Here is a 24,915-nt window from a genome sequence, read left to right on the forward strand (position 1 = left end):
CAACGTGGCATGTGCCGCGCCGGTGAGCTTTTGTGGGCCGCGATCGCGGGCGCGGTCCATCACCATCGCCCGGTGCCTGCTGCAGCATCCCCAATCGTCACGAGTCGGACGCCAACAAAAAGCGGCAATGCGTATCACGCATCGCCGCTCTTTTTACCCTGCCGCTCGAGCCGAATCGCTTCGGCTTAGCTTCCCGACGTATCGATCACCTTGAAGCGCGAACGCTTCTGCGCGCGAATCACCATCTGATACGCATCCACATACTGCTGCGCCATGCGGTGCGAGGTGAAGCGCTCTTCAAAACGCTGCCGCACACCCGCGCGCGGCATCTTGTGCAGGCGGTTGACCGCCGCCACCGCGCCGATTTCGTCTTCGACGATATAGCCCGTCACACCGTCTTCCAGCACCTCCGGCACCGAGCCGCGGTTGAACGCGATCACCGGCGTGCCGCATGCCATCGCTTCGATCATCACGAGGCCGAACGGCTCCGGCCAGTCGATCGGAAACAGCAGCGCGTGCGCGCCGGACAGGAATTCGGCCTTCTGATGATCCGCGATCTCGCCGATGAACTCGACGTGGGGCAAGTCCAGCAGCGGCCGGATGTCGCGCTCGAAGTACTCGCGATCGGCGGCATCCACTTTCGCGGCAATGCGAATCTGCATGCCGCAGCGGCCCGCAATCCGGATCGCGGTATCGACACGTTTTTCCGGCGAGATCCGGCCGAGAAACGCCAGGTACTTCTGCTCGACCGGCTGCGGTGTGTAGAGCTGCTCCGGCAAGCCGTGATACACGGTGGTCAGCCACTTGGCCTGTGGCAGCGGATGCCGCTGCGAATTCGAAATCGAAATCACCGGCGCGGTGTTGAACGTGTCGAACACCGGCTGCTGCTCGGGCAAATCGAGGCGGCCGTGCATGGTCGTAACGAACGGCGTGTCCTGGCGCTTGAACACCGAGAACGAGTAGTAGTCGAGGTGAAAATGCAGAACGTCGAAATTCTCGGCCTGGCGGCGCACCAGTTCCATCAGCAGCATATGGGGCGCCACGCGGTCGCGAATGCCCGGATCGAGACGCAGCGCGCGCGGCCAGACGGCTTCGAGCTTGGCGCTCGTAACGGAGTCGCCGCTCGCGAACAGCGTCACGTCGTGGCCGAGATCGACCAGCGCTTCGGTGATGTACGACACGACGCGCTCCGTACCGCCGTACAGCTTCGGCGGCACCGATTCGGTCAATGGGGCGATCTGCGCAATCTTCATATTTTGTCTCCGTGAGCTGACGGCTTGCGCCTCGAGGCGGTGCGCGTCAGCGGCGCTGAGTATGACAGCGCCGATACCTCCGATCAATGCAACGGCCCGAGCCGGCCGTGTGCACCACCGGCATCGAAGCATTATTCACTACAGGACAACAAAAAGCCCCTGGTCTTGCATTTCCTCGGTGCTGTTACATTCAGCTTACATACGGTTCGGCGCGTGACCGGCTTCTTGTGCTCAACGCGCAGGCCATTTCCACGGCGGCAGATCGCGATCGTCAGCATCGGCAATGCGCGTCGCGCCGAACTGTTTTTCCAGCACGATCGACTGGCTCGCCTCTTCGCGCTCGAGCGCCGCGATCAGCCGCGCCGCGTGCGACACCACCAGCACCTGCGAATGCGCGGCGGCTTGCGCGATCAGGCGCGCGAGCGCCGGCAGCAGATCCGGATGCAGGCTCGTCTCCGGCTCGTTCAGCACCAGCAATTCGGGCGGACGCGGCGTGAGCAAGGCTGCGACCAGCAGCAGATAGCGCAAGGTGCCGTCCGACAACTCCGCGCCTTTCAGCGGCCGCAGCAGGCCGTGCTGCTGCATCGTCACTTCGAAGCGGCCGTCCTGGGTCACGACGTCGAGGCGCGAACCGGGAAAGGCATCGTCGATGGCGGCGTCGAGTGCGACCGGGTCGCCGATCTCGCGGATGGTTTGCAAGGCCGCGGCGAGATCCGCGCCGTCGTTCGCGAGCACGGGCGTGTGCGTGCCGATCTGCGGCAGCCGCGCGGGCGCGTCGGCGTCGGTGCGGAAATGGTCGTAGAAGCGCCACGAGCGGATCTGCTCGCGCACCGTGATCATCTCGGGCGCGGTGCGTGGGTCGGAGAACTCCGTCATCATGCTGTCGAAGCTGGCGACGGGTTGCGCAATGGTTTGCCATTCGCCGCGTTCGTCGCGCGTGCGCAGCGCCGGGCCGTGGCGATCGACCAGTAAGGCCGACGGCCGCAGCACGGGGCCGCTCCAGATGCATTCGCGCTTGATGGTCGGATCGAGCGGAAAGCGCGTGGCGCCGTTGACGAGCGGCAAACCGAGATCGATCGCGTAGCCGAATTGAGCGCCGGAAAAACCGAGCCGCAGGCTGACCGGCTCCTTGCGGCGCAGCGGTTCAACCTCGAACTCGCCCGCCAGCACGGCCCGCGAGAAGCGTTCAGGACCAGCCCATAGCGTCGATGGCAAGCCGCCCTCGCGCGCGAGCGAGGTAATCAACCCGCCGCGCGCCGCTTCGGCCAGGAGCCGCAGCGAGCGATACACACTCGACTTGCCGCTGCCGTTTGGACCTGTGATCACGTTCAGCCTGCCGAGCGGCACGATCAACTCGCGCAACGAGCGATAGCCCGCAATGGCTAAAGTGCTCAGCATGCGCCGGCCCGACATTCAAGCGCGCACGCGCGCGCGTTCCGTAACTCTGCCGCGCCTGGACACGCTCTCACGCCGCCGCGCCCGCAGCCGGGCAAGCACTGGTCGACACGCCCCATCACTTATGCCCGCCGCCCTTGCCCGGTTTCTGCGCCGGCACGCTGCGCAGATCGCGCAGGAAGGTATCGCGCCACACACCGAGATCGTTCTTGCGCAGCGCCGCCATGTTGATCTCGTGACGCCGCTGGCGCGCGTCGAGCGGCATCTGCAACGCGCGCTGCAACGCTTCGCACATGCCGATCGCATCGTGCGGATTGACCAGCAGCGCGCCGGTCAGCTCCGCCGCCGCGCCCGCGAAAATCGACAGCACCAGCACGCCGGGGTCCTCGGGATTCTGCGCGGCGACGTATTCCTTCGCGACCAGATTCATGCCGTCGTGCAGCGGCGTAACGAAACCAATCTGCGATTCGCGGAACAGCGACATCAGCTTCCAGCGGTCGTACTGCTGGTTCAGATAACGGATCGGCGTGTAGTCGAGCCCCGAGTAGCGGCCGTTGATGCGCCCTGCTTCGTACTCCAGATCCTGGCGAATCTTCTGGTACGTGGCGACGTCCGAGCGGGTCGGCGGCGCGATCTGCACCAGCGTGACGTTGCCGCGCCATTCCGGCGAGCGCTCCAGCAGATGCTCGAAAGCCCTGAACCGCTCGACGAGACCCTTCGAGTAATCGAGCCGGTCGACACTCATGATCAGCTTGCGCCCTTCCAGGCTCTGCTTCAGATCGAGCACGTGCTGACGGCTTTCGTAACGCTTTGCCTGCTCGGCGATTTCGTCGGGGAACACGCCGATGCGGTAGACGCCCGTACGCAGCTTGCGGCCGAATGCTTCGACCACGCCGTCCGCGCCCACCGTGCCGCGCGCGTGGCGCGTAACGTAATCCTTGAACGCGAGTTCGTCGGTGGCGGTCTGGAAGCCCAGCAGGTCGTAGCACGACAGCGACTTCACCAGCTCTTCATGCGGCGGAATGTTGAGCAGGATCTGCGGCGCGGGAAATGGAATGTGCAGGAAGAAGCCGATGCGATTCGTGATGCCCTCGTTGCGCAGCGCCTCGGCGAACGGGATCAGATGGTAGTCGTGAATCCAGATCACGTCGTCGGGTTCGAGCAGCTTGATCAGCTTGTGCGCGAGCCATGCGTTGACGCGCCTATAGCCCGCGTATTCCTCGCGCTCGTAGCGCGCGAGGTCGTTGCGGTAGTGGAACACCGGCCATAGCGTCGCGTTCGAAAAGCCGCGATAGTACTGGTCGTAATCCTTGCGCGTCAGACCGACGGTCGCGAAGGTCACCGCGCCGTCCTGCTCCAGCGTCGGACCCGCGTTGGCGACGGTCTCGCTGACCACGTCGCCGCTCCAGCCGAACCACACGCCTCCGGCATCCTTCAGCGCGCCGAATACGCCGACCGCGAGGCCGCCGGCCGAGCCCTTGGTTTCCGTCGGCGTTGCGACGCGATTCGACACGACGATCAGTCGGCCCATATTGCATGTCCTCCTTGGTGCGCGCGGTGCATCCGGACGCTTTGGCAGAGGTTCGAAAAATCTCGCGCCCGGTTGCGCTGCGAGAGCTCGAACCGCCATGAAGCACGCGATGCCGCGCTGGATTCGTGAGTGAGTGGACGGTTCGACCGTTTTGGTGCCCGATCAGTTGCATTTATCGGCGCCGAGACCTCAAAGTATGCCGCGTCCAGCCGTCAAACTTTTTCCTTCACCTGTCCCGGCAAGCCCACCGCCGACTGCCGTCCGGCGCGGCTCGCCACCGGATCGGCCTCGGTATGCGCGGCGGTGCTGCCGGCCGGCGTCTGCGTGCTGCGCGGCACCCAGTCGAGCGGTTCGCCCTTACCCGTTTCCAGTTCCGCCGACACTTCCGCACGCGCCCGCGGCAAGTACTGCGGATAGTGCTGCTGAATGAAGTCGAGCAGACCTTCGCGCACCCGGCAACGCAAATCCCAGTTCAGGCCGGAGTCGAGCGAACTGACGAGCGCGCGCAATTGCATGGAGCGCTCGGTGCCGTCCGTGACCTGCAGCACCTGCACGCGCCGGTCCCACTCGGGCGCGTCCTCGACGATGCGCGCGAGTTCCTCGCGCAACGGCGCGAGCGGCATGCGGTAATCGACGTAAAGAAACACCGTGCCGATGATCTGCGAACTGCTGCGGGTCCAGTTGGAAAACGGGTTTTCGATGAACCATTGCAGCGGCACGATCAGCCGCCGCTGATCCCACAGACGCACCGACACATACGTGCCGGTGATTTCCTCGATACGCCCCCACTCGCCCTGAATCACGACGACGTCGTCGAGACGGATCGGCTGCGACAGCGCGATCTGCAAGCCGGCGATCAGATTGCCGAGCACCGGCCGCGCCGCGATACCCGCGACCAACCCCGCCACGCCCGCCGACGCCAGCAGGCTCGCGCCGATCTGCCGGACGCTCGGAAACGTCATCAACGCGCCGCCCACGCCGACGATCACGATCACGAACATCACCGAACGAGCCAGCACGCGCGCCTGCGTATGAATGCGGCGCGCCTGCAGGTTGTCGGCGGTATCGAGCGGATGGGCCTGGATGATCGCCTCGCCGATCGCCGCCGCCGAGCGCACCGACAGCCACGTAATTCCGCCGATCAGCGTGATCGCCACAGCGTCGCGCAGCGGCGTGATGAAGGTCAGCGTGTCGGGCGCTTCCCACCAGACCGCCTCCAGCGCGAGGATCACGAGCACGAACAGCGACGGCTTGTCGATATAGCGCAACACGACGCTCGTCAGCGGATAAGGCCGCGCGAGCCGCGTCACGATGCGCGCGCCGATCCGATGGATGCCCACGGCCAGCACCATCGCGATGACCGAGACGATCAACGCGCCGAGCCACGTATGCAGCGGCGCTTCGGCCATGCGGCTGAGGTCGTCGAGAGTTGGCATGAAGGGGATTGTCCTCCTGGCTTGGGTGGGAGCAGAACCCGCGCGGAACGGGTGAGGAACCGGCGAGCCTCGAACGTGGCTGCGGTGTTGCGTGACGCGCGGGCCGCCCGACGGTCCCGCTGACTAAGCATCCGCTGTTGTAGCGGGCATGAGCCGCATGACTGAGTGTCGTCGCCGACTGCCTACAGACATCTTAGATCGTTCGTCAGCGCGATCCTGGAAAGGCGCCAGGGCCAGCCGCTTCTGCAAACGGACGGCCATGGGTTAAACCGGTTTTCAGGCGGGACTTCGAAGCAGCCCCCAGCGGGGTTCCGGTCGCTGAAACCCGAAATACGCCCGCAGGCTGGAATGCCCGACGCGCCCGCCGCGGGGCGCGCGAGCCTTCAGCCGTGATTCAATTCAAATTCAGCTACCGCTCTTGCAGGGAAACGCCTTGCCGAGTCCCAGCGAGATCGCCGTGCTGGCGTTGTAACCCGCGACGTTCGGATTTTCGGCAATATATTTGCGCACCGCGTCGGTCAATTGCGCCGAGCGCGCGTCCTGCGGCAAGCAGAAATACTGGCCGACGCGCGGACCGGTCGTGCCGCCGATCGCGTCGATGGTATTGAAGATGCCGTCAGCGGCGCCTTCGATATAAGCGGCGCACGCGCTACGCGACGCCACGTCCGTCTTGGTGCACAGCTTGTTGAGGTCGCCTCCCGTAAACGCGGCTGCCGATAGCGGTACGGCAAGCGCGCTGGCGAAAATCAAAGCCCGCAGCATGGTGTTCCTTTCCAGGGTCGTTTATCAGGCGGTCTTTCGCCGCGTCCGAACGGCACGCCCAGGTGGCGCGCCAAAGTCGTCATTCTGCACTGTTTTGCGAAGCTCAAGCGTGCGCGGCCCCGCTATCTTCAGGCACTTTTTACTGCGATGCCGGGCGGCGGCCGTTGCGCCGGTATTTTTGCGCCTGGCGGTAGTACGGGTGGTGCTCTGCGAGTGGGGCTTAGGCGGCCGGCAGATTGGGCTGTTCTGTGGCCGCCGCCTGAGCGGCTGGCAGACCCGCTGACTTTTCGGCGCTCAACCGGCCGGCAAAACGCGCTGGCGTTGTCACACGGACGGCAGACGGGGCTGGTTCGTGCCCGACGCCCGAGCAGCCGGCAGACCCGCCGGCCCGCCGGCCCGTGACCGGCGCACAGGATGCCCGTCAACCGCCACTCACATCACTTCTGTTGCATCTGCTGCAGGCGCGCGGTCAGCCCTTCGACCACGTCCGGCTCCTTGTAAGTCTTGGCAAAATCGAGCGCCGTCAAGCCGATCTGGTTCTTCACCGTCAGATCCGCCCCGTTGTCGAGCAGCAGCTTCACCGTCGACACGTGGCCGCCGCGCGCGGCCATCATCAGCGGCGTGGTGCCGTTCGGCGAGCCGGCGTCGACGTAGGCCGAATGGTCGAGCAGCACCTTGACGATGTCGTCATGCCCGTTCGCGGCCGCGTAGTGCAGCGGCGCCCAGCCCTTCTTGTTGACCTCGGCGTCTTTTGCGATCAGCAGGTTGACGAAGTCGAGGTCGCCGTTCAGCGCGGCCATCATCATCGCGTTTTCGCCGGCTTTATCCTGAATCTCGATGTTGGTCTTCGGATTGGCGACCAGCGCGGCGCCGACCTTGTCCGATTTCTCGCGCGCGGCCAGCACCAGCAGCGGAATGCCCTGGTTGTCCACGCTGTTCGGGTCCATGCCCTTGGCGAGCAGCTTGTTGACGCCGTCGACATCATCGAACTTGACGGACTTGATCAGCGAATCGATCGGCGCAGCCTGAGCCGGCGACACCAGCAACGACGTCAGCGCGGCACAAGCCAGCGCGGCCGCGAACGCGACGCGCGAGGCGCCACGCCGTGCCGAAGCCAGCGCGCCACGCGCCGCCGAAGTGTTTTGATTCTCAGCAAACGACATCGAAATTTCTCTCATATTTAACTTTAGGAAACGTCCCTATCCTTTTGATATTTATCGACTTTGCGTCTCACGCGCCAGCCGGCGCGGGGATCTTGAAAAGGCGGAAGAAGTTCTGCGTGGTCGCGGCGGCCAGCGCCGTTTCCGGCATCTCGCGTTGCTGCGCGATGAACCGTCCGACATAACTCACGTACGCAGGTTCATTCGACTTGCCGCGATACGGCACGGGCGCGAGGTATGGCGAGTCGGTTTCGATCAGCAAACGCTCGAGCGGCACGCGCCGCGCGACGTCCTGCACGTCGGTCGCGCTCTTGAACGTGACGATGCCCGACAGCGAGATATAAAAATTTTGCGCCAGCGCCTGTTCGGCGATGGCCCACGGCTCCGTGAAGCAATGCATCACGCCGCCCGGCTCGCCCGCGCGCTCCTCGGCCATGATGCGCAGCGTGTCTTCCGACGACGAGCGCGTATGGATGATCAGCGGCTTTCCAGTGGCATGCGCCGCGCGGATATGCGTGCGAAAGCGCTCGCGCTGCCATTCCATGTCGGCGATCGTGCGGCCTTCCAGGCGATAGTAGTCGAGCCCCGTCTCGCCGATCGCGACCACCTTCGGATGCGCGGCCAGTTCGACCAGTTCGGCGACGCTCGGCTCGCGCATGTCCTCGTGATCCGGATGCACGCCGACCGACGCGTACACGTTCTCGTACCGGCTGGCGATATCCAGCACCGACGGCAGCGTTTCCAGATCGACGGACACGCACAGCGCGTGCGTGACCGAATGGCTGCGCATATTCTCGAGCACCTGCGGCAGGCGGTCGGCGAGTCCTTCGAAGTTGATATGGCAGTGCGAGTCGACAAACATGGTGATGTCCTGCGTTGGTAAAGCTTGAAGTGAATCAGGCGGCGGCTGCGGCGGCGTCAAGGCGCTTGCCGAGAATCACCAGATCGCGCTCCACACCGTCCAGCACGGCCACGCGCGGCAACGAGCCCCACGTGTCGAAACCGAAGGCGCGGAACAGGCGCAAGCTCGCCTCATTGTGGCCGAAGATAAAGCCGAGCACGGAGTCGATGCCGAGCGCCGGCGCCGCCGCCAGCGAAGCCGCGAGCAATTGCTTGCCGAGGCCGCGGCCGCGCGCGCTTTCGTCGAGATAGATGCTGACTTCGGCGGTGCGTTGATACGCGGGACGACCGTAGAAATCCGAAAAGCTCAGCCACGCGATCACGCGGCCAGGCTGGTCCGCATCTTCCACCACCCACAGCGGTCGCTTTTGCGGACCATGCGCATGAAACCAGCCCAGCCGGCTTTCGACGCTGACCGGCTCGAGGTCGGCCGTGACCTGCCGCGACGGCACAGTCGAGTTGTAGATGGCGACGATCGCGGGCAGATCGTCGAGCGTGGCATCGCGGTAGGAAAGGCTCATGGTGCGTTGAACGTTAGAGGGAAGGCAAATACAGGAAGAAAGATGGACCGGCGCCGGCCGCCTGGCGCGGTAAAGCGCTGCAAAGCGCGCCCGCCGCTGCCGGCTTGTCTCGCGGACAAGCCTTAGGCGAACAACTCGCGGTAGCCGATAAACAGTTCCTCGAACACCAGCCGCGCATTCAGCGGATGATTCTCGACGGCGCGCTGGCGCGTCACGATGCGCATGAAGCGCGCGAACGCGCTGGCATCGGCCTGCGACGCGCAACGCGTCAACGCCGCCGACGCCTGTGGAAAGTAACGCGGCGTGCCTGCCGTGCGCTGCGCCAGCAAATCGTACATCCAGCGTTGCAGCCAGCCTAGCACCAGCGGCACGGGCAGCTTCTGCAGCGCCTCGCCGCACGCGAAAGCATCGCAAGCGGGGCCGGCGGCGAGTTGCTTGAGCGTCCAGTCGCGCAGCGCGCGGTTCTCGTCGCTGGCGAGCGCCAGTGCGGTGAGCGGCGCGCCGCCGGCTTCGGCGAGCAGCGCGGGCGCTTCGGCCACGCCTTGCGCGGCGAGCCATTTCGTCGCCACGTCGGGCGCGGGCATGGTCATCGGCCATTGGCGGCAGCGGCTGATGATGGTGGGCAGCAGGCGGTCGATGCGCGCCGACACCATCAGAAACACGACGCCCGCCGGCGGTTCTTCGAGCGTCTTCAGGAGCGCATTGGCCGCGGCGATGTTCAGCCCTTCCGCCGGATACAGCACCACCACGCGCGCGCCGCCGCGATGCGAACCCACGCCGACGAAGTCGAGCAAGCCGCGAATCTGCTCGATCTTGATTTCCTTGCTGGGCGCGCGGGTCTTCTTGCCTTCGTCGGCGTCGGCCTTGTCGGCTTTTTCGTCCGCGGCGCTGTTCAGGCCGGCTTCGGCGGCCAGCGCCTCGGGCACGACGATCCGGTAGTCCGGATGATTGCCCTGCGTGAACCAGTTGCAGGCCACGCACGCGCCGCACGGCTCGCCGTTGGCCTGCTGCGCCTCGCACAGCAGGCCTTGCGCGAGATGCTGCGCGAAGCGCAGCTTGCCGATGCCGGCCTGTCCGTGCAGCAACAGGGCGTGCGGCCAGTGGCCGCGCAGCTGCTGCAGGCGGTTCCAGTCATCGGCTTGCCACGGATAAATCATCGTTTCTCTTTTAAATCAATCTGTTGCAGGAGTTTTATGAGGCACTACGCGAACTCTGCACAGCGTTATAAGACAAGGTTATATTCTTTTAAAATCAGAGAACTGCAATCAACTCTTCAAGCTTTCTCTGAATCTGCACAATGCTCTGCGCGGAGTCAATGATAGCGAACCGGTATGGCGCTTCTTCGGCGCGGCGCAGATATTCGGCGCGCGTGCGGTTGAAAAACGCCACCGACTCGCTCTCGAAGCGATCCGGATCGCGCGCCGCGCTGCGCCGTTCGTTGGCAATCTCGGGCGCGAGGTCGAACAGCACCGTGAGATCCGGCTGAAAACCGCCCTGCACCCAACGCTCCAGCGTTTCCAGCTTGTCGCGCGGCAGACCGCGGCCGCCGCCCTGATAGGCGAAAGTCGCGTCGGTGAAGCGGTCCGACAGCACCCAGTCGCCGCGTGCGAGCGCCGGCTCGATTACTTCGGCCAGGTGCTGGCGGCGCAGCGCGAACATCAGCAGCGCCTCGGTTTCGAGGTCCATTTTCTGATGCAGCACGATCTCGCGGATCTGCTCGCCGAGCGGCGTGCCGCCCGGTTCGCGCGTCATCACGACCGAGCGGCCGGTGCTCGCAACTTTCTGTTCGAGGCGCTCCCGAAACCAGCTGAGATGGGTGGTCTTGCCCGCCCCGTCGATGCCCTCAAACGTAATGAATTTGCCCCGCGCCATCATTGCCCTCGAATGTATTTGTCCACGGCCTTGTTGTGATCGCCGAGGGTGTCGGAAAAGATACTGCTGCCGTCGCCGCGCGACACGAAGTACAGCGCGGTGGTTTGCGCCGGATTCAGCGCCGCTTGCAGCGACGCCACGCCGGGCAGCGAGATGGGCGTTGGCGGCAGGCCCATCCGGGTGTAGGTATTGTAGGGAGTGTCGGCCTGCAGGTCTTTTTTCCTGATATGGCCGGCGTAGCTGTCGCCCATGCCGTAGATCACGGTCGGGTCGGTTTGCAGCGGCATGCCCACCCGCAGACGGTTCGCGAACACCGCCGCGACCATCGGCCGGTCGGATTTCTTGCCGGTTTCCTTTTCGATGATCGACGCCATGGTCAGCGCGTCGTACGGCGTCTTGTACGGCAGGTTCGGCGCGCGCGCGGTCCACGCTTCGTCCAGACGCAGGCGCATCAGCCGGTAGGCGCGGCGGTATACGTCGAGATCGCTGGTGTTCTTGTCGAACAGATAGGTATCCGGGAAAAACAGCCCTTCGCCATTGCCGATCGATGCTTCCGGCGCGTTGATCGCGTTCATCAGATCGGTGTCGCTCATGCCGATCGTGTCGTGCTTGAGCGCCGGATTGGCGTCCAGCTCGGCGCGCATGCGCTTGAAGGTCCAGCCTTCGATGATGGTCGCCACGTATTCGTTGACGTCGCCGCGGGCGATTTTCTGCAGCACCTCATACGGCGTCACGCCCGTCTTGAATTCGTAGTTGCCCGATTTCAGGTCGCTTTGCAGCCCCAGCAGCCGCGTCATGACGACGAACAGTTCCGGCTCGACCGGCACGCCGCCGCGATTGAGCTGCAGCGTGACGCTGCGCAAGCTGCTGTGCGGCTTGACGGTGACATCGAGTTGCGCGGGGTTCAGATCGAGCGGGCTGTTGGCCCAGTGATACCCACCGGCAAGGGCGGCTGCGGCCAGCACAACGACTATTGCACCGGCGACGAAACATTTCTTCAGAAGGGACATGCGAAACGTGGCAAGGTTGGACTGCATATAATACTTGTTTGCCTTAGCTAAAGTCAGAATTGACTGTTCTCGGAATCCATGAACATACCGCTCGCTACCGCTTCAGGCACACCCTCTGGCAACGCCGTCACGGCCGCTGCCGCCACGTCCGCCGCTCTGCCCACGCTGCCGCGCCCTTGCGCCGATGAATTCGACGCCGTCATCCACCACGGCGCGTACATGCCGCTCACGCAGTTCGGCGTGATCGACGCCACCGGCGACGACGCAGCAAGTTTCCTGCACGGCCAGTTGACCAACGACACCCAGCACCTCGACGCCGCCAACGCGCGCCTGGCCGGCTACTGCTCGGCCAAGGGGCGTCTGCTCGCATCGTTCCTGACGTGGCGCAGCGGCGACACGATCCGCCTGCTGGCATCGAAAGACGTGCAAGCAGCCGTGCAGAAGCGGCTCTCCATGTTCGTGCTACGCGCCAAGGCCAAGCTTGTGGATGCGAGCGGCGAGCTGGCCGTGATCGGTCTTGCCGGCGACGTGCGCAAGGCGCTCTCGGGCGTGTTCGACGCGCTGCCGGATGGCGTGCACGTGAAAGTGGACGGCGCGGCGGGCTCGCTGATTCGCGTGCCGGACGCGCTCGAACACCTGCGTTTTCTGTGGATCGGCCCGAAAGCACAAGTCGAGTCGCTGCTGCCCTTGCTCGACGAAAAGCTTAAACGCGTCTCGCCGGCCGTGTGGGACTGGCTCGACATTCGCGCAGGCGAGCCGCGCATCACCCAACCGGTGGTCGAGCAATTCGTGCCGCAAATGGTCAATTTCGACGTGCTCGGCGCGGTGAATTTCCGCAAAGGCTGCTATCCCGGTCAGGAAGTCGTGGCGCGCAGCCAGTATCGCGGCACGATCAAGCGGCGCACGTCGCTTGCCAACGTGGCGGGCGAACTCGACACGGTGCGCGCCGGCGCGGAACTGTTTCATTCGGACGATCCGGGCCAGCCGTGCGGCATGGTCGTGAACGCGGCGTCGGCGCCGGACGGCGGCGTCGATGTGCTGGTCGAGATCAAGCTCGCGGCGCTGGAAAACGGCTCGGTGCATCTGGGCGCGGCGGACGGCCCGGCGCTGCGGTTTCTGCCGCTGCCCTACGGGTTGCCGACCGAAGTTTAAAGCTCTCTCGCGGTACGAAGCGGCGCAATCAGGCGCCGCTTTTTACTGGCCTCTTCATCTGCAGCGCCCCCACCGGGAGATGCCCCCCGATGTGCCTGATCGTCTTCGACTGGCGACCCGATGCGGTCGACGGCCCGCTCTTCACGCTCGCCGCGAATCGCGACGAATTCTTTCGCCGCACCGCCGAACCGATCAGCTGGTGGCAGGACGCGCCGGGCGTGCTGGCCGGCCGCGATCTTCAAGGCGGCGGCACGTGGCTCGGCATGTCGCGCGACGGCCGCTTCGCCGCGCTGACCAATTACCGCGCGCCGCATGAAATGCGCGCCGACGCGCCGACCCGCGGCACGCTCGTCAGCGACTGGCTGAGCGCCGCCACGCGTGATGCAACGGGAAATCCGCACGATACGCCGCTCGCGTACCTGCAACACGTCGCGCAAACCGGCGACATCTACAACGGGTTCAATCTGCTGGTGGGCGACTGGACGCGCCGTGAACTCGCCTGGTATTGCAACCGCGGCAACCGCGGCAACCTCGCGCCCGCGCTGCTCGCACCGGGCACGCACGGCATCTCGAACGCGGTGCTCGATACCGCGTGGCCGAAGCTGGTGAAAAAGCGCGCCGAACTGGGCACGCTGCTCACGCGCGACGCGATGCCGCCGCTCGAAAGCCTGATCGATCTGATGCGCGATCCGCGCCTCGCGCGCGACGACGAGTTGCCGTCCACCGGCATTCCGCTCGAACGGGAACGGGCCTTGTCGGCGGCGTTTATCGAAACGCCGGAGTACGGCACGCGCGGCACGACCGCGTTGCGCGTGGCCGCGCACGGCGAAGTGATCAGCGTGGCCGTCGCCGAGCGTAGCGACGACAACGGCTCCCACCGTATCGTGCGGCCCGGCGACTTCGAGCGCAGCTTCGCTTTTAATATCGAACGAGAGATGGAGTGATGATCGTTGGGCCGCGGTTTGCGGTTTGCGGTTGCCGTTTGCCGCTCGACATCAGCGCTAACCACCAACCTGCGCCGCTAACTTCCTGACAAACCGCGCTCAATCCACGCCGAACGCCGCGCGCAATGCCGCGGCGGCATCCGCGTGCGCCTCCGCGACCTCCGGTACATAACCACCCATCTTGAAGAATTCGTGGATCATGCCCGGATAGCGCCTGAGCGTGGCCGCATTCCCCGCGGCACGCAATTTCTCCGCGTAGGCATCGCCTTCGTCGCTCAAGGGATCGTATTCGGCGGTAGCGATCCACGCCGGCGCAACGCCGCTGAAATCGGGCGCGCCACGCTGACCGTCGAGCGGCGCGAAACGCCAGTCGTCGCGATCGCCCGTATCGCGTACGTATTGCTCGAAGAACCACTGGATCGTGTCGCCCGACAACAGAAAACCGTCGGCGAGACGCGAGTGCGAATCGGTTTGCTGATAGCCGGTCGTGCCCGGATAGATCAGTAATTGCAAGGCGAGCTCGATGCCGGCGTCCCGTGCGAAAACCGCGCAGACCGCGGCCAATGTGCCTCCCGCGCTATCGCCGCCCACCGCGAGCCGGCTCGCATCCACGCCGAATTCCGCGGCGTGCGTATGCAACCAGGTCAAGGCGTCGAACGCGTCGTCGACGGCGGTGGGAAATTTGTGCTCCGGCGCGAGCCGGTAATCCACCGACAACACCGTGCACTGACCGTCGCGCGCGAACATGCGGCACAGCGCATCGTGCGTATCGACGCTGCCCACCGTGAAGCCGCCGCCGTGGAAGTACACCAACGCCGGCGCGGGCACGGCCCAGCTCGGCTCGACCGCCTGATAAAGACGCACGCGAATCGTCGCGCCGTCGCGTGTCGGGATGCGCAGGTCTTCGAGCGCGAACATCGGCGCGCTCGCGATCTCCAGAATCGGCGCGCTTTTTTCGTACGAAGCCCGCGCGTCCTGCGCGGTCATTTCGTGAAGCTTCGGGCGTTTGGCCCGCGCGATCATGTCGAGCACCTGCTCGATCTTCGGATTCAGCGGCATGGTACGTCTGATGGCGCATGAGCGCCGAAGGTTTAAAAAGAAACCGGCGCGACAACGCGCCGGCGATGCGATGAGACTCGCGCCTAGCCGGCGTTCTTCACTTCCGGCTTGAGCGACATGGGGTCGGTCGGATTGCGCAACTGTTCGATGTCCTCGTGCCGCAGCTTCACCGTCGCCATGATGCCGGGATGCGTGACGATATAGAAACGCCGCGCGGCGATCGCTTCGAAGGTGATGTCGGCGACATCGCCGGCATTCAGCTTGCCCGATTGCACGGCACGCTGCAGTTGCTTGCCCGCGGCGATCTGCGAGCGCGTCGGTCCGCTGTCGTTGCGCAGGTCCGCGGGGCGCGCGCGTTCCGCATCGGCGATGCCGGTCGGCACGAAGGCCGGGCACAGCAGCGAACAGCCGACCAGGCCACCCGCTTCCGCTTCCGCCTGGCCGGCTTGCGCCAACTGCAGGTCGTGATACAGCGTTTCGGTGAGCGATACCACGGCATGCTTCGACGCGTTGTAGATGCCCATCGCGGGCGGCGACAGCAGTCCCGCGACGGACGCCGTGTTGACGATATGCGCCGGCTCGTTTTGCGCCAGCATGATCGGCGTGAAGACCCGCACGCCGTGCGCGACGCCCATCACGTTCACGCCGAACACCCACGACCAGTCGTTCGCCGAGCTTTCCCACAGGAAGCCGCCCGAGCCCACGCCCGCATTGTTGAACAGCAGATGCACGCGGCCGTAGGCGTCGAGCGCCGCTTGCGCGAGCGCTTCGACCTGCGCCGCGCTGGCGACATCCGTGGCCACGCCGATCGCCTCGGCGCCACCGGCACGCAAGGCCTCGACGGTTTGCGCGAGCGCGTCGGGATTGACGTCGGCGAGCACGAGCTTCATGCCGAGCGATGCGCCCTTCTGCGCGAACGCGCGGCCGAAACCGCTCGCCGCACCGGTGATCACCGCCACCTTGCCTGCGAATTCGAACATCGTTTGACTCCCCTGGTTTGCTCGGCGTGCTGTGTGATTCGCTTGAGCGCCGGCGCGATCAGATCAGCTTGACGAGTTGCTTGCCGAAGTTCTTGCCTTTGAGCAGGCCGATGAACGCCTCGGGCGCGGCTTCGAGTCCTTGCGCGATGGTTTCGCGATACTCCAGCTTCTTTTGCGCGACCAGCGTGCCGAGTTGCTTGAGCGCCTCGGGCCACACGTCCATATGCTCGCTGACGATAAAGCCTTGCACGAGCAGACGCTGCGTGAGCATCAGCGACGGATGCTTGAGCGGCATCGGCTCGCCGTCGTAGCCCGCGATAAACCCGCACAGCGCGATCCGGCCGAACGCGTTCATGCGCGCGAGCGTCGCGTCGAGCACTGCGCCGCCGACGTTCTCGAAGTAGCCATCCACGCCATTCGGCGTCACGGCCTTGAGGTCCTGATAGAGATTGCCGGCCTTGTAATCGACGCAGGCGTCGAAGCCGAGCGTCTCCGTTACATAGCGGCACTTGTCCGCGCCGCCCGCGATGCCGACCGCGCGCGCGCCGGCCAGCTTCGCCAGTTGACCGACCACGCTGCCCACCGCGCCGCTCGCCGCGCTGACCACCACCGTCTCGCCCGCTTTCGGCGCGATGATGCGGTTCAGCCCGTACCACGCTGTGACACCCGGCATACCCACCGGGCCGAGATAGGCCGACAAGGGCACATGCGTGTCGTCGACTTTCTGCACACCAGCTCCGTTCGAGGTGCCGTATTCCTGCCAGCCGAACATCGCGACGACCTTGTCGCCGACCGCGAACTTCGGATTCTTCGACTCCACCACTTCGCCGACCGTGCCGCCGATCATCACTTCGTTCAGCGGTTGCGGCGCCGCGTACGACTTGCTGTCGTTCATGCGGCCGCGCATGTACGGATCGAGTGACAGGTAGTGATTGCGCACGCGCAATTCGCCGTCGGCCAGCGGAGCGAGCGGTGTTTCGACGAGGCGGAAATTATCGGGCGTCACGGCGCCTTGTGGGCGCGACGCCAGCACGAGTTGACGGTTGATCTGGGGCATGACGATCGTCTCCATGAGTTGCCGATGAATCGGCGAATGAATCGGCGAATAAGTCGGCGAATGATTTGAACGGAGTTTGCGAAGTGAGCAACCGCGCGCGCGTCTGGTTCAGATGCGCGCGCGGTTCGCAAGCTTGCGCTCAGCCGTCGCTAGGACCGGGTTTCGCCGACGGGTCGCTGCGCAAGCGCTGTTGCGTGATGTCGCGCCCGACGGCGAGGCGCCGCATGTACTTGAAGGTGCCGAGCGCCTTGGCGACGAAGTGGCCTTCGCTGTCGCGGATCTCGCCTTCGCAATAGGCCATGGTGGTGGAGCGGTGCAGCACGCGAGCGCTCGCGCGCAATTCGCCGCGGCCCGGCTGCATGAAGTTGACCTTCATCTCGACCGTGACGACGCCGACGCCGTCGCCGGCCAGACTGCGCGCGGCCATGGCAAGCGCGATGTCGGCGAGCGTCATCGTGACGCCGCCGTGGGCGACGTCCCACGTGTTCATATGATCGTGCCGCAGCGGCAGCACGACTTCGCTGGCGCCGTCCGCGGCCGACAGAAGCTGCGCGCCGAGCCGGTCGACGAACGGGCTCTCTGGCATGGACGCAGTACTCGCGTTAGATGAGGGCGAATCGGTCATGGCTGTTTGCGGATTGTGTGGTCGGTACGTTCATGAAATTGCTGCGGGGCGCGTGGGGAAGCTCCAGCGTTTTGTTCGAGCTTGCCCATCGGCCAAGGCAAACAGCAAGCCTATCAAACTTACGCGTCTGGTGGAGTTTTATCGGGAGGTTCGGGCCGGCAGAAATGGGCCGCCGGCGATGCGGATGAAGGCTCGCTCGCGAGCAATGCGCTCTGCGAATCGATCGCGTCTGTCGGGTCAAAACGACCGGCTGGGCTGGCGCGGTCCGATCCGGGATGGCCACAAAGTGAATCGGGTTCAGGCCGCGTCGGCAGTGAATTAGAAGAAGCCTACGAGACGCTCACACACCAACCTTCAGGATCGGCGCGCGAGCGCGACGCCGATCCGTTCGGCATGTGTTAGTGGCTAAAGTCAGCGCCCAGCCAATCCGCCGCGGTGGTCTTCGCGTAGCTGACGGCGTCTTGTGGATCGGGGAAAACGCCCAACTGGTCCCAACGCTCTTCCGCCGCAAACGGCCCCTTGATGCCAAGCGCTTTCTGGATACTCAACTGCGCCGCGTATCTTCCGTCCTCGAGAGGCCGCGCTGTTGCGACCACCTTGTGCGGGAGTCCTTGCCGCACGGGTTGAATCAGCTCCAGGGGACCGCCGGCAGCACCGACGTCGATCAGCTCGTTTCGCGTGTTGCAGTCGGGGCAATAGAAATAAAACGAATTGTGGTCCCGATTCGGTTTGACCTGTTTGCGGGCAAGTACAGCTCGGCACTCGACATTTTCACAAATGAATGGCATATCGTCTCCGTGGTGATCTTCGAGTGGTAACGCGGGGCAGATCGGCATTGCCTTCAAGAAACGATCTGCTAGAAGCAGCCGGTCAGCAATCAGCACATGACCGGATTGCTAATGCCAGGAAGATGCCACTCAGAGTGCCTTGCCAGTTTCCGCGACGCCTTGCCACGAGCCGCTGCCGGCAGACGATTCATCAACGATGATCAAAGTAACGTGCTTCTTCAAGCACTTATACATCGGCGCTGCATCGCATCAATTCGAGTGAGCCGCCATTCGCGCGGCCAGCCGCCCCAGCCTGCGCACGGCTTCGTCGGCCAGATCGAGATCCGTGCTCGGCGAACTGAGCCGGATGAAATGATCGAAGCGCCCGCCATTCGAAAACACCGTCCCCGGCATCACGCGAATGCCGTCGTCCAGTGCGGCCTTGAAGAACACCGTGGATGACATGTCACGCGGCAATTCGATCCAGAAAAACATCCCGCCGCTCGGCGGCGTGAAACGCGTGCCGTCGGGAAACGAGGTGGCGATCGCCGCGGCCATCCGTTCGCGCTGAAGCCGCAAGCGGTCACGCAGACGCCGCAAGTGCCGTTCATAGGCGTTCGTTTCCAGGAATTCGGCGAGCACGACTTGCGACAGTTGTTCGTTGTGCCGCGACTGCGCGAACTTCAGCATGCCGATGCGCGGATGCCAGCGGCCGCCGTTGATCCAGCCGACCCGCATGCCGGGCGCCAGCACCTTGTTGAACGACGTGCAGTGAATCACGGTGCCGTCGGTGTCCCACGCCTTCAGCGATTTGGGCGGCTGCGCGGTGTCGGCCAGCTCGCGATACGGATCGTCTTCGATCAGCGGAATGCCGGCTTTCGCGCACAGTTCGACGAGCCGCGCCTTGTGCGTGTCGGGCATCACGCTGCCGAGCGGATTCTGCAGGTTCGGCACCACGACCACGGCCTTGATGTCGGGATGCGTGTGCAGCGCGAACGCCAGCGCTTCGATGGCGAGGCCGGTGGTCGGGCTGGCCGGAATTTCGAGCGCGCGCAAGCCAAGGCTTTCGAGCGCCTGCAGCAGCCCGAAAAAAGACGGCGATTCGACCGCGACGGTGTCGCCCGGTTGCGTCACCGCCCGCAATGCGAGGTTCACGGCTTCGATGCCGCCGTGAGTCATGATGATGTCGTCAGCGCCGATCTGGATGCCGGCGTCGAGCGCGCGGCGCGCAATGATCGCGCGCAAGGCCGGATCGCCCTGATCGTGTCCGGCGGCGGTCAGCAAGGTGGGCCGCTTGCGCAAGGCGCGCAGCGCGGCTTTCTGCAATGCGTCGGTCGGATAAAGATCGGGGGACGCCGTCGCGCCGCCCAGATTCAGCGCGTCCGGATAGCGCTGGAACGTCGACACGATCGAGGAAATCACCGAGTGAATACCGACGAACTGCGCGGCGCCCGGCAGCGTCGCCAGGTCGGGCTCGGACGCGGCCGGCAACGCCGCGGTGGGCGGCACGCGCACGAAGTAACCGGCGCGCGGCCGGGCATCGATCAGCGCGTCGCGCTCCAGCACGCGGTAGCTCTCGGTGGCCGTGGCGAGGCTGACGCCGTGGCGCTGCATGAAGGCGCGCATCGACGGCATGCGGTCGCCTGGACGCAGCACGCCGCTGCCGATCGCGCGGCGGTATTGATCAGCCAATTGCCGATACAGAGGCTGGCTATCCGGCAGCCGGTCCGCAGGCGCCGCCTGCCGGGTCAGGATGGATTGAGTCATGAACCGATAGTGCGGACAGTTCGCGCGGCGCGACAGATACACATTCGTTCGATTCCAACCGATACAGCGCATTGAAACGCGTTGCTGTACCGGTTCACATTGTCGATGGCTGCGGCTGTTGCCACGTGAACGGACTCAATAAGCTGTATGGCATGGAAACACTTTAAAGGAAACGGCCATGTCAGCCTGTCAATCCCGCTTTGGTCCGGCACGCGGCACCGCTGCTCGCCTCACTGCCGGTCAGATGGCGGTGCACGACTTGCGCGCCCGCACCTCGATCGTGGCAGTGGAAGGCGATCTGCAACTCGAGTTCCGCGATCACTCGCTCGCGTGGCTGGGCGACGCCGTGCCGGTGACGTCGATCACGTTGCACGAAGGCGAATGTTTCGTGACGCCGCAGCGCGGCGTCGTGTCGATCAGCGCGGCGCAGGCGAATGCTGCTGCGTTCGTCGTGCAACCGTGGCGCGCGCTGAAGGACGGGCGCGGTCCGATTCGTGAAGCGCTGCAGCATCTGGCTAGTCTCGTCAAAACACGGCTGCGGCGCGCGGTCTGAAACGCCGCTTCGCGCACGACACGGCCCGGTACAATGCATGACCGAAGCCGCTTCTTGCGAGGTGCAGGTCATGTCCTTCTTTCGCGCGCTGCTGCCTGGCCGTTCCGTTCGTCTGGCTGCGTTCCTCGCCATCGTCGCGCTGACGCTCAACGGTTGCGCCGGCCTGTTCGGCGCAGACCCGGTGCGCGTGAACGTGGCCGGCATCGAACCGATCGACAGCCAGGGCCTCGAAATGCGCTTCAACGTGAAACTGCGCGTGCAGAATCCCAACGATTCCACGGTCAGCTTCAACGGCGTGTCGCTCGATCTCGAACTGAACGGCAAGCCGTTCGCGAGCGGTGTGAGCGATCAGGTCGGCACGGTGCCGCGCTACGGCGAAACGGTCGTCAATGTACCGTTGACCGTGCCCGCTTTCGCCGCGGTCCGCCAGGCCTTTGCCTTCGCGGGCGCCACCCAGTCGGGACAGATTCCGTACATTCTGCGCGGCAAGCTCGCGGGTGGACTGACGGGCACGACGCGATTCATCGATCAGGGCAGCTTGAGCCTGCCGTCGTCCGGCATGGCTTTGCCTTGATGCGGGTCATCGGGTTAGCCTGCACCACGCGCGAATAGAAACGGGTGCCGCATGATTCACGCGCTCTCACGCGCCGAACCACACGGCACCCGCCGTTCGCTACCGTTCGAGCCGGATCACACCACTTCGAACAAACCCGCCGCGCCCTGCCCGCCGCCGATGCACATGGTCACGACAACCAGCTTCGCGCCGCGCCGCTTGCCCTCGATCAGCGCATGGCCGGTCAGCCGCGCGCCCGACACGCCATACGGATGGCCGACCGCGATCGCGCCGCCGTTCACGTTCAGACGGTCTTGCGGAATACCGAGCTTGTCGGCGCAATACAGCACCTGCACGGCGAACGCTTCGTTCAGTTCCCACAGATCGATGTCCTCGACCTTCAGACCCGCCTGCTTGAGCAGCTTAGGCACCGCGAACACCGGGCCGATGCCCATCTCGTCCGGCTCGCAACCGGCCACCGCAAAGCCGCGGAAAATGCCGAGCGGTTGCAGGCCCTCGCGCTCGGCGACCTTCGCGTTCATCACCACGCAAGCCGACGCGCCATCCGAGAACTGGCTCGCATTGCCCGCGGTGATGACACCGCCCGGCAGCGCGGTGCGAATCTTCGACACGCCTTCGAGCGTGGTGTCGGCGCGAATGCCTTCGTCGCCGCTAACCGTCACTTCTTTCGTGAAGAGACGTCCGCTCGCTTTGTCGGCGACGCCGGCGAGCACCGTCAACGGGACGATCTCTTCCTTGAACTTGCCGGCTTCGAGCGCGGCCGCGGCGCGCTGCTGCGAACGCGCGCCGTATTCGTCCTGGCGTTCCTTCGAGATCGAATAGCGTTTCGCGACGTTCTCCGCGGTCTGCAGCATCGACCAGTAGATTTCCGGCTTGTTCTGGCTGAGCCAGCCTTCGGTCAGCATGTGGTGGTTCATCTCGTTCTGCACGCACGAGATGGATTCCACACCACCGGCCACGAACACGTCGCCTTCACCGGCGATCACGCGTTGCGCGGCCAGCGCGATAGTTTGCAATCCCGATGAACAGAAACGGTTCACCGTCATGCCCGGCACGCTGACCGGCAAACCGGCGCGCAGTGCGATCTGCCGCGCGATGTTCATGCCGGTCGCGCCTTCCGGATTGGCACAGCCCATGATCACGTCTTCGACACGCGCCGGGTCGAGCTTCGCGCGCTCGACGGCGGCCTGCGTCACGTGGCCGCCGAGCGTCGCGCCGTGCGTCATGTTGAAACCGCCACGCCATGATTTGGCGAGGCCCGTACGGGCGGTTGATACGATTACGGCGTCAGTCATGCATGCTCTCCTACTTCCAGATGTCGATGCTGGCGCGCGGGCGATTCGCCGCACAGCGCCACCTCAGTCAATTCACTCGCGCTGTAGTTCAGCCGTTGAACCCACGGCTCTTCGCCGCCAGTTCCGCGATGCTCGGCGCCAATTGCCACGCATCGCCGTTCGGCCGCGCCGCATAGCGGCGAATCGCGCGCTCGACGTTGTAGAGGCCGACCGTGTCCGCGTACAGCATCGGGCCGCCGCGATACAGCGGGAAGCCGTAGCCGGTCAGATAGACCATGTCGATGTCCGACGCCTTCGACGCAATGCCTTCTTCGAGAATCTTCGCGCCTTCGTTGACCAAAGCGAACACGAGTCGCTCGACGATTTCCTCGTCGCCGATCTTGCGGCGCTCGGTGTTGGTTTCCTTCGAGAACGCGACGATCATGTCGTCGACCACTTTCGACGGATACGCGGTGCGGTCGCCCGCCTTGTAGTCGTACCAGCCGCCGCCGGTCTTCTGGCCGAAGCGCCCCGTCTCGCAGAGACGATCCGCGATCTTCGAGTAATGCAGGTCGGGTTGTTCCAGATAACGGCGCTTGCGGATCGCCCAGCCGATGTCATTGCCGGCCAGGTCGCTCATGCGGAACGGACCCATTGCGAAGCCGAACTTCTCGATCGCTTTGTCGACCTGCGCGGGCAGCGCGCCTTCTTCGAGCATGAAGAGCGCCTGGCGGATGTACTGTTCGATCATCCGGTTGCCGATAAAGCCGTCGCACACGCCCGAGACCACGGCGGTCTTTTTGATCTTCCTGGCGAGCTTCATGACGGTGGCGAGCACGTCTTTCGCCGTCTCCTTGCCGCGCACTACTTCGAGCAGCTTCATCACATTGGCCGGGCTGAAGAAGTGCATGCCGACCACGTCCTGCGGACGCTTCGTGAAAGCCGCGATCTTGTCGACGTCGAGCGTCGACGTGTTCGAGGCGAGAATCGCGCCTTGCTTTGCCACTTCGTCGAGACGCTTGAACACCTGCTCTTTCACGCCAAGTTCTTCGAACACCGCTTCGACGATCAGGTCGGCGTTTTTCAGGTAGTCGTAGGAAAGCGTGGGCGTGATCAGCGCCATGCGCTGTTCGAGCGCTTCAGGCTTGAGCTTGCCCTTCTTGACGGTCGCTTCGTAGTTCTTGCGAATCGTGGCGAGGCCGCGGTCGAGCGCTTCCTGTTTCGTTTCCAGCAGCGTGACCGGAACGCCCGCGTTGATGAAATTCATCGCGATGCCGCCGCCCATCGTGCCCGCGCCGATCACGGCCACCTGGCTGATATCGCGCACCGGCGTGTCCGACGGCACATCGGGAATCTTGCTCGCCGCGCGTTCGCCGAAGAACGCATGACGCAGTGCGTGGCTTTCCGGCGTCTGCACGAGCGCCATGAAGCATTCGCGTTCGAAGGCGAGACCTTTGTCGAAACCCTTCTGCACGCCCGCTTCCACCGCGTCGATGCATTTCAGCGGCGCGGGGAAATTCTTCGCCATCGTGGCGACGGTATTGCGCGCGAACTGGATGAAGCCGGCGGCATTCGGATGCTCGATCTTGCGGTCGCGCACCTTGGGATGCGGGCCTTGCTTCGCGCCGACCTTGCGGGCGAACGCCAGCGCTGCTTCGGCCAGATCGCTCTGCGCGAGTTCATCGAACAGGCCGGAATCAACGAGCTTTTCCGACATGACGGGCGCACCGGAGACGATCATGTTGAGCGCCGCTTCGAGACCAATGGCGCGCGGCAGACGCTGCGTGCCACCCGCGCCTGGCAGAATGCCGAGCTTCACTTCCGGCAGCGCGATCTGCGCGCCGGGTGCGGCAATGCGGTAATGCGCGCCGAGCGCCAGCTCCAGGCCGCCGCCCATCGCGACGCTGTGAATCGCCGCGACCACGGGCTTCGCGCTGCCTTCCACGGTTTTGATGACGGTGGCGAGCGTCGGCTCCTGGCTCGCTTTCGGCGTATTGAATTCGGTGATGTCGGCGCCGCCCGAGAAGGCCTTGCCTGCGCCGGTCAGCACGATGGCCTTGATGGCCGGATCGTTCTGCGCGCGCTCGATCCCTTCGACGATACCCGCTCGCGTCGACAGGCCGAGGCCATTCACGGGAGGATTGTTCAGCGTGATGACGGCCACGCCGTCATGAGTTGTGTAGTCCACTGCCATCTGCCTGCCTCCATGCGATCCATGCGTGAGGGCGGCAACAGATGCCGCCCATCCGGTTCATCGAGTCGGATCGACGATCCGACCGATTGTCTGATTTTCCGGGGTCAGCAGGCAGAATACACAAAAAAG

At 64.7% G+C, this 24,915-nt stretch carries 23 protein-coding genes; 4 read left to right on the forward strand and 19 right to left on the reverse strand.

The genetic code is table 11. The features are described 5' to 3' along the window. Positions 1-185: 185 nt before the first annotated feature. From PQR54_RS16860 to mltG, 11 genes are all read right to left on the reverse strand, one after another. A complete protein-coding gene (locus PQR54_RS16860) occupies positions 186-1,253 on the reverse strand; it encodes a glycosyltransferase family 4 protein (protein ID WP_408247570.1) in 1,068 nt (355 codons plus the stop codon). Positions 1,254-1,484: 231 nt separating this feature from the next. Beyond that, positions 1,485-2,651: an AAA family ATPase gene (locus PQR54_RS16865; protein ID WP_408247572.1), complete on the reverse strand. Its 1,167-nt coding sequence runs from the start codon at positions 2,649-2,651 to the stop codon at positions 1,485-1,487. A gap of 115 nt (positions 2,652-2,766) precedes the next feature. Further along, positions 2,767-4,179 carry an alpha,alpha-trehalose-phosphate synthase (UDP-forming) gene (otsA, locus tag PQR54_RS16870; RefSeq protein ID WP_408247574.1) on the reverse strand — a complete coding sequence of 471 codons (1,413 nt, stop codon included), beginning with the start codon at positions 4,177-4,179 and terminating at the stop codon, positions 2,767-2,769. A gap of 212 nt (positions 4,180-4,391) precedes the next feature. Beyond that, on the reverse strand, positions 4,392-5,615 hold the full coding sequence (locus PQR54_RS16875; RefSeq protein WP_408247576.1) for a mechanosensitive ion channel family protein: 1,224 nt from the start codon (positions 5,613-5,615) through the stop codon (positions 4,392-4,394). A 405-nt stretch (positions 5,616-6,020) separates the two neighbouring features. Further along, on the reverse strand, positions 6,021-6,377 hold the full coding sequence (locus tag PQR54_RS16880) for a Rap1a/Tai family immunity protein (RefSeq protein WP_012432952.1): 357 nt from the start codon (positions 6,375-6,377) through the stop codon (positions 6,021-6,023). Between the two features lie 437 nt (positions 6,378-6,814). Beyond that, positions 6,815-7,540 (reverse strand): ankyrin repeat domain-containing protein, encoded by a 726-nt coding sequence (locus PQR54_RS16885; RefSeq protein WP_408247578.1) that lies wholly within the window; start codon positions 7,538-7,540, stop codon positions 6,815-6,817. A 67-nt stretch (positions 7,541-7,607) separates the two neighbouring features. Beyond that, on the reverse strand, positions 7,608-8,399 hold the full coding sequence (locus PQR54_RS16890) for a TatD family hydrolase (protein ID WP_408247580.1): 792 nt from the start codon (positions 8,397-8,399) through the stop codon (positions 7,608-7,610). A gap of 34 nt (positions 8,400-8,433) precedes the next feature. Beyond that, entirely contained in the window at positions 8,434-8,958 is a 525-nt protein-coding gene (locus PQR54_RS16895) for a GNAT family N-acetyltransferase (RefSeq protein ID WP_408247582.1), read from the reverse strand. A 122-nt stretch (positions 8,959-9,080) separates the two neighbouring features. After that, complete coding sequence (locus tag PQR54_RS16900; RefSeq protein WP_408247584.1) at positions 9,081-10,115, reverse strand: DNA polymerase III subunit delta'; 1,035 nt, start codon at positions 10,113-10,115, stop codon at positions 9,081-9,083. 94 nt (positions 10,116-10,209) lie between these two features. Continuing rightward, positions 10,210-10,830: a dTMP kinase gene (gene tmk, locus PQR54_RS16905; protein WP_408248071.1), complete on the reverse strand. Its 621-nt coding sequence runs from the start codon at positions 10,828-10,830 to the stop codon at positions 10,210-10,212. Further along, the gene (gene mltG, locus PQR54_RS16910; RefSeq protein ID WP_408248073.1) at positions 10,830-11,840 is read right to left on the reverse strand and encodes an endolytic transglycosylase MltG; all 1,011 of its coding nucleotides are present in this window, start codon (positions 11,838-11,840) and stop codon (positions 10,830-10,832) included. Before mltG ends, tmk begins: the two co-directional genes overlap by 1 nt. A gap of 78 nt (positions 11,841-11,918) precedes the next feature. Here mltG and ygfZ point away from each other — a divergent pair, with 78 nt between their 5' ends. Continuing rightward, positions 11,919-12,992, forward strand: coding sequence for a CAF17-like 4Fe-4S cluster assembly/insertion protein YgfZ (ygfZ, locus tag PQR54_RS16915; protein ID WP_408247586.1), 1,074 nt, complete (start codon positions 11,919-11,921; stop codon positions 12,990-12,992). Positions 12,993-13,081: 89 nt separating this feature from the next. Further along, positions 13,082-13,936, forward strand: a complete 855-nt coding sequence (locus tag PQR54_RS16920; RefSeq protein WP_408247588.1) for an NRDE family protein — start codon at positions 13,082-13,084, stop codon at positions 13,934-13,936. A 99-nt stretch (positions 13,937-14,035) separates the two neighbouring features. Here the strand turns inward: PQR54_RS16920 and PQR54_RS16925 are convergent, their stop codons facing one another. The 6 genes from PQR54_RS16925 to PQR54_RS16950 all read right to left on the reverse strand — a co-directional run bounded on the left by PQR54_RS16925 (position 14,036) and on the right by PQR54_RS16950 (position 20,191). Continuing rightward, complete coding sequence (locus tag PQR54_RS16925) at positions 14,036-14,995, reverse strand: alpha/beta hydrolase (RefSeq protein WP_408247590.1); 960 nt, start codon at positions 14,993-14,995, stop codon at positions 14,036-14,038. A gap of 83 nt (positions 14,996-15,078) precedes the next feature. Then, positions 15,079-15,975, reverse strand: coding sequence for an SDR family oxidoreductase (locus PQR54_RS16930; RefSeq protein WP_408247592.1), 897 nt, complete (start codon positions 15,973-15,975; stop codon positions 15,079-15,081). Between the two features lie 58 nt (positions 15,976-16,033). Next, positions 16,034-17,032, reverse strand: a complete 999-nt coding sequence (locus tag PQR54_RS16935) for an NADP-dependent oxidoreductase (protein WP_408247594.1) — start codon at positions 17,030-17,032, stop codon at positions 16,034-16,036. 139 nt (positions 17,033-17,171) lie between these two features. Continuing rightward, positions 17,172-17,657, reverse strand: a complete 486-nt coding sequence (locus tag PQR54_RS16940; protein WP_012432940.1) for a PaaI family thioesterase — start codon at positions 17,655-17,657, stop codon at positions 17,172-17,174. A gap of 398 nt (positions 17,658-18,055) precedes the next feature. Further along, entirely contained in the window at positions 18,056-18,445 is a 390-nt protein-coding gene (locus tag PQR54_RS16945) for a hypothetical protein (RefSeq protein ID WP_012432939.1), read from the reverse strand. 249 nt (positions 18,446-18,694) lie between these two features. Continuing rightward, positions 18,695-20,191 (reverse strand): aminotransferase-like domain-containing protein, encoded by a 1,497-nt coding sequence (locus PQR54_RS16950; RefSeq protein WP_408247596.1) that lies wholly within the window; start codon positions 20,189-20,191, stop codon positions 18,695-18,697. Between the two features lie 178 nt (positions 20,192-20,369). On the opposite strand from PQR54_RS16950, the gene PQR54_RS16955 reads away from it, so the two are divergent. Together PQR54_RS16955 and PQR54_RS16960 are read left to right on the forward strand one after the other, a co-directional pair. Then, positions 20,370-20,744 carry a cupin domain-containing protein gene (locus PQR54_RS16955; RefSeq protein WP_408247598.1) on the forward strand — a complete coding sequence of 125 codons (375 nt, stop codon included), beginning with the start codon at positions 20,370-20,372 and terminating at the stop codon, positions 20,742-20,744. Positions 20,745-20,814: 70 nt separating this feature from the next. Continuing rightward, a complete protein-coding gene (locus PQR54_RS16960; RefSeq protein ID WP_408247600.1) occupies positions 20,815-21,318 on the forward strand; it encodes an LEA/WHy family protein in 504 nt (167 codons plus the stop codon). Positions 21,319-21,434: 116 nt separating this feature from the next. On the opposite strand, the gene PQR54_RS16965 is transcribed toward PQR54_RS16960, so the two are convergent. Continuing rightward, positions 21,435-22,613 carry an acetyl-CoA C-acyltransferase gene (locus PQR54_RS16965; protein WP_408247602.1) on the reverse strand — a complete coding sequence of 393 codons (1,179 nt, stop codon included), beginning with the start codon at positions 22,611-22,613 and terminating at the stop codon, positions 21,435-21,437. A gap of 88 nt (positions 22,614-22,701) precedes the next feature. After that, complete coding sequence (locus PQR54_RS16970) at positions 22,702-24,786, reverse strand: 3-hydroxyacyl-CoA dehydrogenase NAD-binding domain-containing protein (protein ID WP_408247604.1); 2,085 nt, start codon at positions 24,784-24,786, stop codon at positions 22,702-22,704. Between the last annotated feature and the right edge of the window lie 129 nt (positions 24,787-24,915).

The organism is Paraburkholderia phytofirmans (genome assembly GCF_046028095.1).
Classification (GTDB): domain Bacteria; phylum Pseudomonadota; class Gammaproteobacteria; order Burkholderiales; family Burkholderiaceae; genus Paraburkholderia; species Paraburkholderia phytofirmans_A.